The sequence below is a fragment of the Chitinophaga sp. YR627 genome, assembly GCF_900114995.1.
In the GTDB taxonomy this organism is placed as follows: domain Bacteria; phylum Bacteroidota; class Bacteroidia; order Chitinophagales; family Chitinophagaceae; genus Chitinophaga.
Genome location: NZ_FOUX01000009.1, coordinates 1 through 15,891, shown reverse-complemented (window position 1 = coordinate 15,891; position 15,891 = coordinate 1). Strand labels below are relative to the sequence as shown.

Here is a 15,891-nt window from a genome sequence, read left to right as displayed (position 1 = left end):
GAAATCATGCAAAACCAGAGAAGATCCGTATTAAAGAAGATGGCAGCCACACTGGCTGGTATAACAGGTATCAACGCAATCGCAAAAGCAGCCGCTCCGGCATTACCTGATAGTACGCCACAGGGCGAAATTGTATATGACCAGGATGTACCGTTATTCTCCAGCTTCAGAGTACATGGCAACATGGTATTCGTAGCAGGTATCGGCGCTCACTTTGAAGGCGATATCAAGGCGCATACAGACCACGTACTGAAAGAAATGGAGAAAGTGCTGATCAAGGCAGGTTCTTCCATGAACAAGGTCCTGAAAGTAAGCGTGTTCCTGCACGATCTGAATGACTACAAAGCAATGAACGAAGTATATAAAGGGCGTTTCGGTAGCAACCCTCCTGTACGCACTACGGTAGCTGTTTATGGTGGTGTGCCGGGCGATTCTCTCGTAGAGATGGATTGCATCGCTACTCTCTAAAGGAACGCTTTTCTTTACTCTTTTCTTTTTACATATGAAACGCAGAGACTTATTGAAAAATATGTCTGCAATACCCGTATTCGGTGCATTTGCAGGCAGCGCTAAACTATTGCCCTTAACTGACGGATCAGCAGAAGCGGCAGCCGGTGCAAAAGACTATTTCAAAGAACTGGGTATCCGCACATTTATCAATGCGGCCGGTACATATACATTCATGACAGGTTCCCTTATGCGGGATGAAGTGATGAGCGCTATCAACTACGCATCCAAAGAATATGTGCTGCTGGATGAATTGCAGGATAAAGTGGGACAGCGTATCGCTAAACTGCTCCGTTGTGAATATGCAACGGTTACTTCGGGGGCAGCAGCAGCAATGACACTGGGCGCGGCAGGCGTCCTGACAGGCATGGATGAAAAGAAGGTAGCGCAACTGCCTTTCCTGGAAGGTACGGGTATGAAGACAGAAGTGATCATGCAGAAAGCGCATGACATCGCCTATGCACATGCTTTGAAGAATGTAGGTCTGAAAGTGATCTACATCGAAACAAAGGAAGAACTGGAGAAGACGATCAGTGATAAGACAGCGCTGATGTATTTCCTGAATGCTAACAACTTTGACGGTAAGATACAGGTGGAAGAATATCTGAAGATCGCACAGGCACATGGTATCCCAACCATGATCGATTGTGCGGCAGATGTACCTCCTGTGGAAAACCTGTTCAAATATACCGCTATGGGTTATGACCTGGTATGTTTCTCCGGTGGTAAAGGGATCAGAGGACCGCAGAGTGCAGGTCTGCTCCTGGGCAGAAAGAAATACATTGAAGCAGGCAGACTCAGTGCACCACCGCGTGGTAATACAGTCGGAAGGGGATTGAAGGTAAATAAGGAGGAGATCCTGGGTATGCTCGTGGCACTGGAAACCTATCTCGGTACAGATCATGACAAAGAGTGGAAGATGTGGGAAGCGCAGATCAAACTGATCAGCGATGCGGTAAAGTCTGTATCCGGCGTGGAAACCAAAGTAGTAGTGCCACCGGTAGCGAATCATATTCCGACATTACATATCTCCTGGGACCCTAAGAAAATCCCGGCAACCGCCGCAGAGGTCAGGGAAAAACTGCGCAGTGGCAATCCTTCTATAGAAGTAGCCGATGGCGCAAACCAGCATACTTTCAATGTGACAACCTGGATGCTGGTGCCAGGACAGGAAAAGATCGTAGCAACACAACTAAAAAAAGTCCTGACAGAAAAAGCACTGTCAGAAGCGCATGGTTGATAAATGGTGTGTTTAGTCACCTACAGGATCAAGCAGGGCTGGTAATGTTAAGCTCGAAGTTACCGGCTCTGCCCTGTTTTTAAGCTTGTATTCTTTCACGGTGAGTATATACGGAAACCACTCTCCACTCAGGTCTCAACATTAAAAAGTAATTAGATGAAGCGCATTATCCAATACCTGGTACTCCTGGTATCAGGGAGCCTTTTATTTGTCAATGCTCACGCACAGCAATACACCTTGCTGATCAAAGGCGGGCATGTTCTTGATCCGAAAAATGGTATTGATGCAGTGATGGATATTGCATTGTTAAATGATACGATTGCAAAGGTAGCTGCGAATATTGATGTTGCTGCCGCGAAGAATGTGATCGACGCAAAAGGATTATATGTTACGCCTGGTCTCATAGATATTCACACACATAACTTTATCGGTACTACCCCTAACCGCTATCTTAATAACAGTTACGATGCGATCGCGCCGGATGGGTTTACCTTTCGTTGCGGCGTTACCACGGTAGTAGATGCAGGTAGTTCCGGCTGGCGGAATTTTGAACAGTTCCTGAATCAGACCATCATGCATTCTAAAACCCGTGTACTGGCATTTATCAACATTGTAGGCGGAGGTATGCAGGGCGGTCCTTATGAACAGGATCTCTCCGATATGGATGGTAAGATGACGGCCCTGACGATACGTCGTTATAAACAGTGGGTGGTAGGCGTAAAGGTAGCCCATTATGAAGGTGCTGAGTGGGCGCCGGTAGATCGTGCAGTTGAAGCAGGTAAAGTGACAGGAACGCCTGTAATGATCGATTTCGGTGGAAGTAATCCGCCATTGTCACTGGAAGAACTCTTTATGCAACACCTGCGTCCCGGCGATATTTTTACTCATGCCTATGCAAAAGTAAAGGGTCGTATGTCGATTGTGGACGATAATGGTAAACTCCGTCCGTTTGTATTTGAAGCCCGTAAAAAGGGTATCATATTCGACGTCGGACATGGTGGCACCAGCTTCAGTTATTCACAGGCAGTACCTGCTTTAAAAGCAGGATTCTTTCCCAACACGATCAGCACGGATATCCACACCGGTAGCATGAATGGCGATATGAAAGACCTGCTGAATGTGATGTCTAAATTCCTGAACATGGGGATGTCAGTACCTGAACTGGTAAAGGCGACAACATCAGAAGCAGCAAAGGTGATCCATCATGAAGAACTGGGTAGTTTGTCGGTAAACACGGTTGCTGATATTGCCCTGCTCCGCGTGGAAAATGGTAAATTCGGTTTCACAGATGCGAATACCCGTATGGAAGGCGACAGTAAATTATTGTGTGAATTAACCGTTCGTGCCGGTAAGATCGTCTATGATCTCAACGGACTTGCTGCGCAACACAAATAACGATACGGAACTGAATAGTCGGATACCCTGCTATCAGTTCCCAATTCTTAAATCCTAATTCCCGATTGAATGAAATTATTCCACTTCCTCCCATTATTGCTGCTCCCATTTTGTCTGCGTGCACAAACGATCCCAAAGGAGGAATTAGTATTCCTGACTGCTGAATGGAAAGGAGAACGTTTCCCTGACGGCAGACCCAAAATACCTGATGCCATCATAGAACAGGCACGTACCGTGAGTCTGGACGATGTATGGACCATATTGGAAGGAGAGGGCTATTACTGTCAGTTTGATGGAGGATGGAAGATGATCTATGACAACAAACCGATTGTAGGGCGAGCCGTCACAGCGATGTTTATTCCTGCACGTCCCGATGTGGAAGCACATGTGAAGGAGAGAGGGCAACAGAAAGGTTTTAAGGGCAATAGTAATTCCTGGCCCATACAGCAGTTGAGCAAAGGTGATGTTTACGTGGCCGATGGTTTTGGTAAAATTGCGGAAGGCACTCTTATAGGTTCTACATTGGGTAACGCCATCTATGCGCGATCCGGTAATGGGGTGGTATTCGATGCTGCTGCAAGAGACCTCGAGGGCCTGAAAGAAATTGAGGGATTCAATGCGCTGGTCAGGGATTGGGACCCTTCTTTTCTGAAGAATGTGATGTTGTCAGGGTTGAATGTACCTGTGCGTATCGGTCGTGCGGTGGTACTACCCGGTGATCTTGTTTTAACTTCCAGTGAAGGGGTGGTGTTTGTACCTGCACATCTTGCAGAAAAGGTGATTGGGATAGCCGCCTTTATCCAGGTAAAAGATAAGTTCAGTTTTGAGATGCTTAAGGCAGGTAGATATACACCCGGTGAGCTCGATAATAACTGGCCGGATGCTATCCGGCAGGCCTTCCTGGAATGGCAGCACAAACAACAGGGACTAAAACCTATGACCCGTCAGGAGCTTGACAAAATGCTGGAGAAGCGAACCTGGTAGTCTGATTAATAATTATGATTGATTAATGTTTCCACTTATGAGTACAATACTTCCCTTTGCCGGGCCTTTCGTCATTGCGTTCTGGATCGTGCTGGCGATTATCTGCTCCAGACGTGAACAGACACGCGGTTTTGTATATACGCTGACCATATTCGCAGCAGTGACAACCGCTATGTATTATCCTCAATATTTTCTGACTGTGGGCGGCTTTGACCTGTCGAAGCTGATCACGCCGCTGATACAGATCATCATGTTCGGTATGGGAACGGCCATGAGCCTACGTGATTTTTATGGTGTTATTAAAATGCCGATGGGCGTATTTACCGGTGTGGTCTGTCATTTCACCATTATGCCTTTTGTAGGCTGGTTCCTGGCGCATCTGTTTAAGTTTCCGCCGGAGATAGCCGCAGGTGTGGTGCTGATAGGCACTGTACCCTGTGGGATGGCTTCGAATGTGATCTCTTATCTGGCGAAAGCCAATCTGGCCTTATCAGTGACCCTGACAGCCGTGTCCACTATGCTGGCGCCTTTTGTGACGCCTTTTCTGATGCGCTGGCTGGCGGGTAGTTATGTGGATATCAGTGTTACAGCAATGATGTGGGATATCTGCAAGATCGTGATATTGCCGGTGGCAGCAGGTTTGGTGTTTAATCATTTCCTTAGCGGTAAGCTGAAATGGCTGGACAACATCATGCCGAAGATCTCAATGTCGGCGATTGCTTTTATAATTGTCATTATTACGGCTAAAGGACGGGAGAGTCTGCTGGATGTCGGTGTATTGCTGATAGTATCTTCACTGATACACAACCTGTCAGGGTATGCGCTGGGCTATTGGTTATGCAGATTGATCAGAATGAATGAACAGGATTGCCGTACGATCGCGATAGAGGTGGGGATGCAGAACGGCGGACTGGCAACAGCCATTGCTAAGAACATGGGTAAGATCGCCACTGTCGGACTGGCGCCGGCTGTCTTTGGTCCGCTGATGAATGTGACTGGTTCTCTGCTGGCATCCTGGTGGCACAGGCATCCACCGGTGAAAGTGGACCTGAATGACAAAGCCGTCCCGCTGGAAACGGAACGGCTTTAGTTTATCACGTATAATGTGCTGTAAACAATGCGTTGCACATTATTTGAGTGGAATATTACATAAAGACAAACGGGAATTACAAGTTAAGTGGCTATCAAGATAATCACAAAATGTGAAAAAACTATTCTTTTAAGGTAATTTTTTACGGTTTTTTTTATTAGGTTACTCACTTTGACCCATAAATTGTATTTTGTTATACAAAACCACGTATATGAACAATCCTAAACACCGTAGGGAATTTCTCAGGCAAATGGCATTGTATACAATGGGAGCAGGCCTTTTGCCCTCTGTCCTGGCCGCCTGCAACAACGGCTCTTCTACAAAGGAAAGCAAAGACAGTACCAACGTAGCAGGAACCTCTGGCGCTGCCGCGGCGAAGGAACTGTTCTTTAAGATCTCTCTGGCAGAATGGTCTTTTCATGACGCTTTATTTTCCGGTAAACTGAATCACCTTGACTTCCCGGCCAAAGCAAAGAATGACTTTGGTATCGAGGCAGTTGAGTATGTGAATCAGTTCTTTAAAGACAAGGCAACTGACAAGGCATACCTGGCAGATCTTAAGAAACGTTGCAGCGACAATGGCGTACGCAGTGTACTCATTATGATCGATGGAGAAGGTGAGATGGGGGATCTGGACGTGAAGAAAAGGACGAAGGCTGTGGAAAATCACTACAAATGGGTAGAAGCAGCTGAATTCCTGGGTTGTCATGCTATCCGCGTAAACGCAGCGGGAGAAGGCAAACCAGATGATGTATCCAAAGCGGTAATTGAGTCGCTGGCTAAATTATCCGGCTTTGCCAATACGCACAATATCAGTGTGATCGTGGAAAACCATGGAGGCAGCTCCTCCAACGGTAAATGGTTATCTAACGTCATGAAACAGGTGAATATGCCAAATTGCGGTACCCTACCCGATTTTGGTAACTTTTGCCTGAATCGTACCAAACCTGTGGATAATACGCCACAGGGCTGGGCAGCTACAAAATGCCTGGAAGAGTATGATCGTTACGAAGGTGTAACAGAATTGATGCCTTTTGCAAAAGGAGTAAGCGCTAAAACGCATGACTTTGATGCAGATGGTAACTGTATCGAAACAGACTATCGCAAGATGCTTAAAATAGTGAAGGACGCCGGTTATACAGGTCATATCGGAATCGAGTATGAAGGCAGCAAACTCTCTGAAGAGGAAGGTGTTCGCAAGACGCTGGAGTTGCTGAAGAAAGTAGGCGCAGAAATCAGCTGACGCCTGAGATGAATTTGGGAAACGGAGGTATGTCGTATCGATATGCCTCCGTTTTTATTTTAGCCCGAAGCCCTGAGGTACAATAATTGCCGGTTCTCTGTTAACTAAACTTGTTCCCCTTGGACCTTCAATCCGGTTATCCTTATTCATTGGTCAGATATGGTCTGCCGTTTAATTACCCCCGTCTGAACCGTGATCTTCACACGGACGTGTTGATAATAGGTGGAGGCATTTCAGGTGCATTAGCCGCCTTTTATCTGACGGAAGCTGGTATACCTGCCACGGTTGTCGATGCGCGCACTATCGGGCTGGGAAGTACCTGTGCAAGCACTTCCCTGTTGCAATATGAGATTGATGTCCCTTTGACAGAATTATCAGAGAAAATAGGGGAGAAGAATGCGGTTACTGCCTATCAGCTTTGTTACGACTCGATTACTGCGCTGGAGAAGATCTGTAAGAAAATAAAAGCCCCCTGGTTTGATCGTAAACAAAGTCTCTTTGTCGCTTCTTACAAGAAAGACCTTGCATTGATCCGGAAAGAGTTTGCTGCACGAAAGGCAGCCGGATTCGAGGTGGATTACTGGGATGCCGGAATGATCAGAACGAACATGGGATTTGATGCACCAGGCGCGATTTATTCAGCTGTTGCTGCACAGACAGATGCTTATATGCTGACCCATTCGTTACATCAGTATAATATCGGTAAGGGGATGGAAGTTTTTGATAAAACGAGTGTCACAGGTATCAGTCACACACGTACTGGCGTTACCGCAACCACATCAGAAGGATATCATATCAAAGCAAAGTATCTGGTCATCGCTACCGGATATGAGGCCTCACAATACATCAAAGAACCATTGATTGAATTACGGTCTACCTATGCAGTCGTAAGTGAAAGTGTAGCAGGCGAAGAATCCTGCTGGTATAATGACTGTCTGATATGGGAAACCAAAGATCCTTATCTGTATATGCGTCCTACTATGGATAGACGTCTGCTTATCGGTGGACGTGATGAAGAATTTTATAACCCCGCCCGTCGTGATAAACTGATCCATAAAAAAGCAGCCGCGCTTAAAAGCGATTTTGAAAAGAAGTTCCCGCATATACCTTTTATACCTGCGTTTAAATGGACAGGTACGTTTATTACTACTGCCGACGGACTTCCCTTTATTGGCAATTATCCTGGTATGCCGCGTACTTTTTTTGCGTTGGGTTTTGGTGGCAATGGTATTACGTTCAGCCAGATTGCTGCGAAGATATTAGCGGATATTATTCAGGGGAAGAAAGATAAGGTGCATGCGATGTTTGCCTTTGGAAGAGGGGAGTAGTTTGTTTGTCAAATGCTTTGCTATGGCTCGTTTATGGACGTGATTGCGTGATTTGCCAGTTTGTTCACTTTTTTTCAAATAATGGTTTTTCTGTTCACTTTTATGCATGTTTGCACGGCAGTGCAAACGTGATGTTGCATGCATTATTTTGCAGTCATGAATTTAGATGCATACCATTGTTCAGTTAATCCGACCACCGGCCTGTATGAGTTTTATAGCGAAGGACCCAAGGGCAGTATAAAGAAGGTTATCGATTACCAATATATAAAAAATGGGAATGACGTAGTAGGATACAATCTCTGTTTTGGAGATTGGGATGAGCGTGCCGCAAGAAAATGTGATCGACAGGTAACGAATAATAATGACAAGAACAAAGTATTGTCCACGGTTGCTGATAGCATTATGGATTTTACCAATAAGAATCCAGGTTGTTTTGTCTATGGAGAAGGAAGTACAGCTGCGCGAACACGTTTATATCAGATGACAATAAATTCTAACTGGGAAATGATTACAAGTTTTTTCTCAGTAAAAGGAAAAATTAATGATGAATGGGAATCGTTTCAGCATAACAGAAATTACGAGGCTATACTAGCGAGGAGAAAATGACATTGATGGTCCAGTTAAAATCTTATTACTATAACTATTTTAAAAAAGTAACATGGAAGCTATTACATCAGAAGAAATGGGAAACTATGTTTTTCCTAAATCTAAATTTGCAATTGATTATAACATGAGAGATTATTCTGACGATCCGGTTTTCAAAAGGAAAACAGCAAAAGCAGAAGCTACTCTTGCAAGGTGTGGTATTCCCGAAGATTTTGTGGAATATTCAAGGCGTCATGCGCATCTTCGTCAATCCAGAAATCTCATTAATCCGAATGGAGATGCTATTCTATGAGGTCTTTTTTTAAGACATAACTAACTGTGAAAATATGAGGACAATTGACTTAAATAAACAAGAACGCACTCGTCAAAAGAGTATGTTCACGATCGATTATAACATGAGAGACTATTCCGATGATCCGGTTTTTGTAAAGAAAAAAGCTCATGCGCAAGCCAGTCTTGCAAAGTGGGGAATACCGAAGGATTTGTAGAATATCTGAAAAACCGCAAGACAATACGTTAAATCTGTATCGGTCTGCCGGGTTCGCAGACCTTATTTTCGGAGTTTTGATATTATAACTATATCTGAAAAAAATTATGGAAACAGTTACATCAATGGAGAGAAGGCTTGATATATATAGTAAATATGGATTCACCATAGATTATAATATGCAAGACTATAGAGATGCTCCTTTTTTCAAAAAGAAATTGGCGCAAGCCGAAGCTAATCTTGCAAGGTGTCCTATCCCGTCAGATTTAATTGAACTTGCAAAAAAGAACCGGAATCGCTTGCTTCATAAACAGAGAATGGTTGATGGTCTCCCCTCTCAGTCCACATGATCGATCCGAATAGGCAAGATTATTCAAAAGCACTTTTCTTTAAAGAAATATGGACCTGAATGGCAATCATAGGCAATACCTGGTATTCCTGACATGAGGTCTGCTGAATTCAGTGCTCCGTAATCTCTGCAAAAAGAAAAATGCATGCTTTGATACCCCGGTTATCTAAGAAGAAAAATTTCAGATAACCTATATCAAAGCATGCATTTTACCTATCACGGCACTAAACCTTAAAACTCGATCATCACTTTATTCTTCTTCACATCAAAACTAAACTTCGCCGTCTCTTTCATCTTCTCCAGCACACTCTTCAGAGACATTCCCTGAAACTCACCATTCACACCACCCGCATGCGAAGGATCACCATCCACATAGATCTCTGTACTATACCATTCCTCCAGTTTCCTAACCGCATTCATAAACGGCTCGTCATGGAACACCAGCTTATCCTGTAACCAGGTTTCCATATCTACGGGGTGGTAGGTCTCTTTTTCCATAAGATCGATCTCTTTGTTTGCCAGCACCATATTTCCTGTAGCTAACAACTCAGGCAGGGTATCCGTTTTGGAATAGTATGACTTCCTGACTTCCACTTCTCCTTTTAAAACATAAGCCGTTGCCCCCTGTTGCGCTTCAAAACAACGGATCTTAAAAGCTGCCGGTGTCTTTGCTGTCATTACGAGGATATTGGTCTTGACGCTCAATGGGAATGCGGTCGTATCAAAATAAGCCTCCCCATCCAGTAAAAGGGTATGGGTGGTCGGGAAATCCGGTGGTACGAGCAGTCGGGAGTGACTGTTCAGAATAACGTTTATACCCCCCGGTAAAGTCACTTTTTTGCGTTCTCCGATGGCGCCCTCATAAGTGGTATATTGTACCCCTGCTTCCTGAAATCCACCTAAAACCGGTTTTTTCCCTTGTTTACAGGCAGACAGAAACGCCCCTGAACAAAGTATAATAAGTACGAAAAGGCCCGCTCCCCGGCGGGTTAAAGAATGCTGCTGATTGGAAGGCACTGGGAATACTGATTTTGATGAAGATATAAAATTAAAGAAAAAAATATAGGAAGGTAGCTTTATTGGGTTTAAATAAGGGTAATTTCCTGGATGATTTATTTAAGAAAGGGAGATTTTCATTAGATGTTTTCAAAACGATTGTAATCGAATTGTTATAGTTGCCAGATCGTTTTTGCTGAAATCCCGCTGTACGATAACTTTGCGGCCCATGGAAAAGCAGCTATCATTATCATTCGAGAATACCGCCATAGCTTTTGAATCAAAGACAGACAAAGCATTAAAAAAAGCTGACTTCCTGTTTAGCAATATAGGTAAGCCCTGGCTGGTGAAGGTAGGAGCAGCGGTTACGCCGTTTGCCCTGAAAATCGGATTGCCTATTAAGGGGCTGATCCGTAATACCATCTTCAGCCAGTTCTGCGGAGGCGAAAACCTCCAGGAAGCTGCTGCCACAGCTAGCTTACTGGGTAAATTCCACGTTGGCGTAGCGCTGGATTATGGTGTTGAAGCCATGGAAGGAGAGGAAAACTACGATCATGCAGTACCTGAGTTCGTTCGCGCGATCGAATATGCCGCAGGTAATCCTAACATTCCTTTTATCGCTATTAAAGTGACCGGCTTTGCCCGCTTTAGTCTGCTGGAAAAGCTGCATGCCAACGAAACCCTGACGCCTGAAGAGGCGGCCGAGTACGCAAGGGTGCGCCAGCGTATCCAGACGATCGCAGCGACTGCCGCTAAGCATAAGGTGGGTCTGCTGATCGATGCGGAAGAGTCCTGGATCCAGCAACCGGTAGATGACCTGACAGACGAACTAATGGCCCAGTTTAATAAAACAGATGTCATTGTATACAATACTTTCCAGATGTACCGTCACGACAGACTGGCCTTCCTGAAACGCTCTTTTGAGAAAGCAGCACAACAGGGCTACCTGCTGGGGGCTAAACTGGTAAGGGGCGCTTATATGGAAAAAGAACGTAAACGCGCCGAAGAGATGGGTTATCCTTCTCCGATCCAGCCAGATAAAGAAGCAACTGACCGTGACTACAATGCCGCTGTGACGTTCTGTATGGAGCGTCTTGATAAGCTGGCTGTGTTTGTCGGTACACACAACGAAAAAAGCAGCATGCTGGCAGCTGGTCTCCTACACCAGCAGGAACTGCCACACAATCATCCGCATGTTAACTTCTCCCAGCTGCTGGGTATGAGCGACAATATCACCTTTAACCTGGCGCATGCCGGTTATCATGTGTCTAAATACCTGCCTTATGGGCCAGTAAAAGACGTGATGCCATACCTGCTCCGCCGTGCGCAGGAAAATACCTCTATCTCCGGCCAGGTAGGCCGCGAATTAGGCCTTATCCGCAAGGAAAGAAAACGTAGAGGTATTTAGGAATTTTATCAGACGTTGTAACTTTTCAATATGAAGAGCGTTTCATGACAGTATACACAACTGTTGTGAAACGCTTTTTTATTTCAACCAGGATCATTGCCCTGTTGTGGCAAAGCACACGAAGCGCGGGGACATAATTTCGCCATCAACTATCGGATTCCCTTAATAATGAAGTAAATATAAATGTTATGAAAAATGTTGTACTGTATATGGCCACTGCCATTACGCTGATTTTTGCTGCCTGTAAAAAAGACAAAAATAATCCTCCGGGAGACTATGTTTCCCAGCCTAAAACGGTCGCTAATCTACAGGGCGATTGGGAATCAGTGTCTTTCCTGACGTCCAATGGATGGGCGCCCGCTACGGAAAAGATCAATATTGCTTTTTCTTCTAATGGCTTATTTGTCTCCCCCAAGATGATCTATGACACCTACAAGCTGGAAATCGTGACTTACAGCAATCCGGCCGGGGACACCGTATTATCCCTTTCTAAAGCCGCTCAGCAGGACCAGACTGGTAGTTTTTTCATTAACCGGCTGACAAAAGATACTTTAGTCCTGACCAGCGGATTTTGTCTCGACTTTTGTTCAATCAAATATGTCCGCGTAAAATAGGGAAAGTAAAATTTCGTTACTTTGTCCCATGGAACAATACCTTAAACTACTCCAACATATTATAGATCAAGGCAGTGTGAAAACAGACCGTACCGGTACAGGTACTACCAGCTGCTTTGGCGCCCAGCTCAGATTCAACTTACAGGAAGGCTTCCCCATGGTCACCACCAAGAAGGTGCACCTGAAATCTATCATATATGAATTATTATGGTTTCTGAACGGTGATACCAATATCAAATACCTGAAAGATCATGGTGTGAGCATCTGGGACGAATGGGCGGATGAAAATGGAGACCTGGGACCAGTTTATGGTAAACAATGGCGTAGCTGGGAAACCAAAGACGGCAGAGTGATCGATCAGATCACTGACGCAGTAAAAACGATCAAAAATAACCCTGATTCCCGCAGAATCATTGTAAATGCCTGGAACGTAGGCGACCTGCCGGATATGGCGCTGAGTCCCTGCCACTGTCTGTTTCAGTTCTACGTAGCAGATGGCCGTCTGAGCTGTCAGCTGTATCAGCGTAGCGCAGATGTATTCCTTGGCGTACCTTTCAATATCGCTTCCTACGCGATCCTTACTATGATGATGGCGCAGGTATGTGACCTGGAACCAGGCGATTTTGTACATACTTTCGGAGACGTACATCTATACAGCAATCATATGGAACAGGCGAAACTGCAACTCAGCCGCCAGCCATTTGAACTGCCTACCCTGAAGATCAATCCGGCAGTAAAAGATATATTCGGCTTCAAATTTGAAGACTTTGAGCTGCTGAATTATCAGCATCACCCTCATATAAAGGCGCCTGTAGCCATATAAGAGGACCGGAAATATCACTTTATTAATTTTAAATGTTTACTGCTTGACACTTTCTATAATCGTTGCGGCTTCTGAAAATAATGTAATAGGGATCAATAATCACCTGCCCTGGCATTTACCGGTTGATATGAAATACTTTAAGGATACAACAATGGGGAAACCTATCGTAATGGGCCGTAAGTCTTTCGAAGAACTGGGAAGAGTATTGCCAGGAAGACCAAATATCATGATCACCCGTCAGAAAGACTATGCTGCTGAAGGACTGCACATCGTGCCTTCCCTGGAAGCAGGTATCGAAAAGGCTAAAACTTTTGGTACAGAAGAGATCTTTGTGACCGGTGGCGGAGAGATTTTCAAAATGGCACTGTCCCTGGTAGACAGAGTATACCTGACACGTGTACATGCTACTGTAGAAGGAGATACTTATTTCCCGGAATTCGATCCGACAGGATGGAAACTGGTAAAAGATGAAAGGCATGAAAAAGATGAAAAACATGCATATGCGCTGAACTTCCAGGTGTGGGAAAGAGAACACTAAACGTACTATCATAAAAGCGAATGGCCTGACTGTTACAGTCAGGCCATTCGCTTTTATGATATCAGCCGGAAAAGATTATCTGAAAATAACCGTTCCCAGTCCCTGTGTCAGTTCGTTTTCCAGCACTTTCAGGTGTTTGTGCATCTCGATACACTTGATCTGGTCTTCAAATATTGTTGATCGTTCCATCTCCTGCTGATTTTCCATGATCATCTTACGGATCTTTCTTAAGATCAGATAATTCGTAGTAGAGATCGTATCTTTCAGATAAGCATTATCACCATATACCGTATCGATCTCAAACTTATCTTTCCAGGCAGCACTGAGCTCTGCTTCCTTATCTTCCATGATCGCCACTACCAGTGTGGCCACGTCCTGGTCACTGTGATAAAGGAACCATTTCTTATCCGGCAGACTATCCTGATCATACATCACCTTGTATTCCCGCAGTATGCGCTTCACCATTTCATTGTCTGCCAGCGATTCAAAATCATAGGGCAGGTGGAAAATGTAATCCGCCACCGTACTCTGATCTTCTTCGCTGAAAGGTTTGTCGCCAAAACGTAGAAGTATCTTCACTAACTCTCTTTCCTGCTTTTCATCCGGATTGAAGAAGTTAACCGCTGGTTCTCCGCCATTTTCCATCGCCTCCATGGCAGCAATGGCCTCCGGAGACAGATCGTCATCCATGCCAGGAGCGGCAGTGTTATTATTATTGTTTTCCCGGTTGAACTGTTGCTCTTTCTTTTGGAAACGCTCGCGGATGAATTTATTGACCAGGTTAATAAGCCCCTGCTCATCGATCTTCAGTAACTGACTGCACTGACGGATGTAATCCTGTTGTCTGGTGAAGTCCTCCGTTTTATCGATCTTGGAAATGGTCTCTGCGATATCATTTACCAGCTGTGATTTACGGCTGCTGTCATTGCCTGCGTCCTGCATGGAGATCTGCAGCTTGAACAGCACGAAATCCTGCCTGTTATTGGCAATAAACTCACGAAAAGCATCTGCACCTATCTTTTGTACGTAACTGTCCGGGTCCTCTTTATCAGGGATTAAAACGAGCTTTACGTTCAACCCTTCCTCGATGGCCATATCAAGCCCTCTCAATGCAGCTTTGACGCCCGCATTATCCCCGTCAAAGAGGATGGTCAGGTTGTTGGTATATTTCTTAATGAGTCTGAGCTGGTGCTGCGTAAGGGAAGTGCCGCTGGAAGCTACCACGTTCTCAATACCTGCCTGATGCAGGGAGACAACGTCTGTGTAACCTTCTACGAGCAGACACTCATTCAGTTTGTCAATCGCATGCCGGGCAAAGTAGGTACCATACAGTACCCGGTTTTTTACATAGATCTCGTTTTCAGGAGAGTTGACATACTTCGGTGCACGGTCGTTTTTAACGAGGATACGGGCGCCAAATCCCAATACCTTTCCGCTCTGGTTATGGATCGGGAAGATCACACGGCCGCGGTAGTTATCACCGGGTTGCTCGTTCCTGACGGTGACCAACCCCGTTTTCTGGAGATACTCGAGATTATAGCCTTTGGCAAGCGCCGTTTTTGTAAACGCATCCCAGGTATTCAGACTGTAACCCAGCTGGAACTTACGGATGGTCTCCTGTGTAAAACCGCGTTCTTCAAAGTAACTCAGACCAACATTCTGGCCTTCTTCTGTATTGAAAAGGGTATTGGAAAAGTATTCGCGGGCGAAATTATTGATGATGTAGAGGCTGTCTGCCATCAGCTGCTGCTGTCTGACCTCCGGACTTACCTCTGTCTCCTCAATCGGAACATCATATTTCTGCGCCAGCCAGCGCAGTGCTTCCACATAAGAATATTTCTCATGTTCCATGATGAACTTGATGGCATTCCCGCTCTGTCCGCAACCAAAACACTTGAATATCTCCTTGCTGGGAGTAACAGTGAAGGAAGGACTCTTCTCATTATGGAACGGACAAAGTCCCAGATAGTTGGCGCCGCGCTTTTTCAGTTTCACGAAATTGCCTACTATCTCCACTATGTCAATCCGGCTGAGTATCTGTTGTATGGTATTCTGTGAAATCAATGGCGCTAAAAATTCAGACAGCAATTTAAGCAAAATTCACGGGGTAGGAACCGGCTCTTATTCCAGGGTCAGGTGATCAGTATTTTAAGCCAGCCTTTACTGTTCCTTTTAAGGCGCTGTAAATTGTATTGATTCAGAATTGACTTTACATGTTGGAGATAAATAAGAACTAATTAAATTACCTACATGAAAAGAAAATCACCCGGACCACCTCCTACC

At 45.0% G+C, this 15,891-nt stretch carries 16 protein-coding genes; 14 read left to right on the top strand and 2 right to left on the bottom strand.

Annotated features, from left to right (window positions below; translation table 11 throughout):
* The first annotated feature begins 6 nt into the window (after positions 1-6).
* The 10 genes from BMZ72_RS35270 (at position 7) to BMZ72_RS35225 (ending at position 9,230) form a co-directional block, all read left to right on the top strand.
* Entirely contained in the window at positions 7-468 is a 462-nt protein-coding gene (locus BMZ72_RS35270; protein ID WP_089816117.1) for a RidA family protein, read from the top strand.
* Positions 469-502: 34 nt separating this feature from the next.
* Complete coding sequence (locus BMZ72_RS35265) at positions 503-1,747, top strand: aminotransferase class V-fold PLP-dependent enzyme (RefSeq protein WP_089816115.1); 1,245 nt, start codon at positions 503-505, stop codon at positions 1,745-1,747.
* 156 nt (positions 1,748-1,903) lie between these two features.
* A complete protein-coding gene (locus BMZ72_RS35260; protein WP_089816113.1) occupies positions 1,904-3,142 on the top strand; it encodes an amidohydrolase/deacetylase family metallohydrolase in 1,239 nt (412 codons plus the stop codon).
* Positions 3,143-3,211: 69 nt separating this feature from the next.
* A complete protein-coding gene (locus BMZ72_RS35255) occupies positions 3,212-4,126 on the top strand; it encodes an RraA family protein (protein ID WP_089816111.1) in 915 nt (304 codons plus the stop codon).
* A 37-nt stretch (positions 4,127-4,163) separates the two neighbouring features.
* Positions 4,164-5,216 (top strand): bile acid:sodium symporter family protein, encoded by a 1,053-nt coding sequence (locus BMZ72_RS35250; protein ID WP_089816109.1) that lies wholly within the window; start codon positions 4,164-4,166, stop codon positions 5,214-5,216.
* Positions 5,217-5,427: 211 nt separating this feature from the next.
* The gene (locus BMZ72_RS35245; RefSeq protein WP_089816108.1) at positions 5,428-6,459 is read left to right on the top strand and encodes a sugar phosphate isomerase/epimerase family protein; all 1,032 of its coding nucleotides are present in this window, start codon (positions 5,428-5,430) and stop codon (positions 6,457-6,459) included.
* Positions 6,460-6,578: 119 nt separating this feature from the next.
* Positions 6,579-7,787, top strand: a complete 1,209-nt coding sequence (locus BMZ72_RS35240; protein WP_089816106.1) for an NAD(P)/FAD-dependent oxidoreductase — start codon at positions 6,579-6,581, stop codon at positions 7,785-7,787.
* Between the two features lie 156 nt (positions 7,788-7,943).
* A complete protein-coding gene (locus BMZ72_RS35235; protein WP_177223045.1) occupies positions 7,944-8,393 on the top strand; it encodes a DUF6934 family protein in 450 nt (149 codons plus the stop codon).
* Positions 8,394-8,445: 52 nt separating this feature from the next.
* Positions 8,446-8,685, top strand: a complete 240-nt coding sequence (locus BMZ72_RS35230) for a hypothetical protein (RefSeq protein ID WP_089816102.1) — start codon at positions 8,446-8,448, stop codon at positions 8,683-8,685.
* A 302-nt stretch (positions 8,686-8,987) separates the two neighbouring features.
* A complete protein-coding gene (locus tag BMZ72_RS35225) occupies positions 8,988-9,230 on the top strand; it encodes a hypothetical protein (RefSeq protein WP_143087868.1) in 243 nt (80 codons plus the stop codon).
* Between the two features lie 230 nt (positions 9,231-9,460).
* Here the strand turns inward: BMZ72_RS35225 and BMZ72_RS35220 are convergent, their stop codons facing one another.
* Complete coding sequence (locus BMZ72_RS35220) at positions 9,461-10,246, bottom strand: FecR family protein (protein WP_089816099.1); 786 nt, start codon at positions 10,244-10,246, stop codon at positions 9,461-9,463.
* A gap of 208 nt (positions 10,247-10,454) precedes the next feature.
* Between BMZ72_RS35220 and BMZ72_RS35215 the strand changes: the two genes are divergently transcribed.
* The 4 genes from BMZ72_RS35215 (at position 10,455) to BMZ72_RS35200 (ending at position 13,608) form a co-directional block, all read left to right on the top strand.
* Positions 10,455-11,633 (top strand): proline dehydrogenase family protein, encoded by a 1,179-nt coding sequence (locus tag BMZ72_RS35215; protein ID WP_089816097.1) that lies wholly within the window; start codon positions 10,455-10,457, stop codon positions 11,631-11,633.
* Positions 11,634-11,821: 188 nt separating this feature from the next.
* Positions 11,822-12,247, top strand: coding sequence for a hypothetical protein (locus BMZ72_RS35210; protein WP_089816095.1), 426 nt, complete (start codon positions 11,822-11,824; stop codon positions 12,245-12,247).
* A 28-nt stretch (positions 12,248-12,275) separates the two neighbouring features.
* Positions 12,276-13,070 (top strand): thymidylate synthase, encoded by a 795-nt coding sequence (locus tag BMZ72_RS35205; protein WP_089816092.1) that lies wholly within the window; start codon positions 12,276-12,278, stop codon positions 13,068-13,070.
* Positions 13,071-13,113: 43 nt separating this feature from the next.
* Positions 13,114-13,608 carry a dihydrofolate reductase gene (locus tag BMZ72_RS35200; RefSeq protein ID WP_089816090.1) on the top strand — a complete coding sequence of 165 codons (495 nt, stop codon included), beginning with the start codon at positions 13,114-13,116 and terminating at the stop codon, positions 13,606-13,608.
* 75 nt (positions 13,609-13,683) lie between these two features.
* Here BMZ72_RS35200 and dnaG read toward each other — a convergent pair whose 3' ends face one another.
* Positions 13,684-15,672, bottom strand: a complete 1,989-nt coding sequence (dnaG, locus tag BMZ72_RS35195) for a DNA primase (RefSeq protein ID WP_089816442.1) — start codon at positions 15,670-15,672, stop codon at positions 13,684-13,686.
* Positions 15,673-15,891: the final 219 nt, after the last annotated feature.

Coding starts and splice junctions, on each gene's coding strand:
- BMZ72_RS35270 (WP_089816117.1), top strand. CDS start 7: ATGCAAAACCAGAGAAGATCCGTATTAAAGAAGATGGCAGCCACACTG.
- BMZ72_RS35265 (WP_089816115.1), top strand. CDS start 503: ATGAAACGCAGAGACTTATTGAAAAATATGTCTGCAATACCCGTATTC.
- BMZ72_RS35260 (WP_089816113.1), top strand. CDS start 1,904: ATGAAGCGCATTATCCAATACCTGGTACTCCTGGTATCAGGGAGCCTT.
- BMZ72_RS35255 (WP_089816111.1), top strand. CDS start 3,212: ATGAAATTATTCCACTTCCTCCCATTATTGCTGCTCCCATTTTGTCTG.
- BMZ72_RS35250 (WP_089816109.1), top strand. CDS start 4,164: ATGAGTACAATACTTCCCTTTGCCGGGCCTTTCGTCATTGCGTTCTGG.
- BMZ72_RS35245 (WP_089816108.1), top strand. CDS start 5,428: ATGAACAATCCTAAACACCGTAGGGAATTTCTCAGGCAAATGGCATTG.
- BMZ72_RS35235 (WP_177223045.1), top strand. CDS start 7,944: ATGAATTTAGATGCATACCATTGTTCAGTTAATCCGACCACCGGCCTG.
- BMZ72_RS35230 (WP_089816102.1), top strand. CDS start 8,446: ATGGAAGCTATTACATCAGAAGAAATGGGAAACTATGTTTTTCCTAAA.
- BMZ72_RS35225 (WP_143087868.1), top strand. CDS start 8,988: ATGGAAACAGTTACATCAATGGAGAGAAGGCTTGATATATATAGTAAA.
- BMZ72_RS35215 (WP_089816097.1), top strand. CDS start 10,455: ATGGAAAAGCAGCTATCATTATCATTCGAGAATACCGCCATAGCTTTT.
- BMZ72_RS35210 (WP_089816095.1), top strand. CDS start 11,822: ATGAAAAATGTTGTACTGTATATGGCCACTGCCATTACGCTGATTTTT.
- BMZ72_RS35205 (WP_089816092.1), top strand. CDS start 12,276: ATGGAACAATACCTTAAACTACTCCAACATATTATAGATCAAGGCAGT.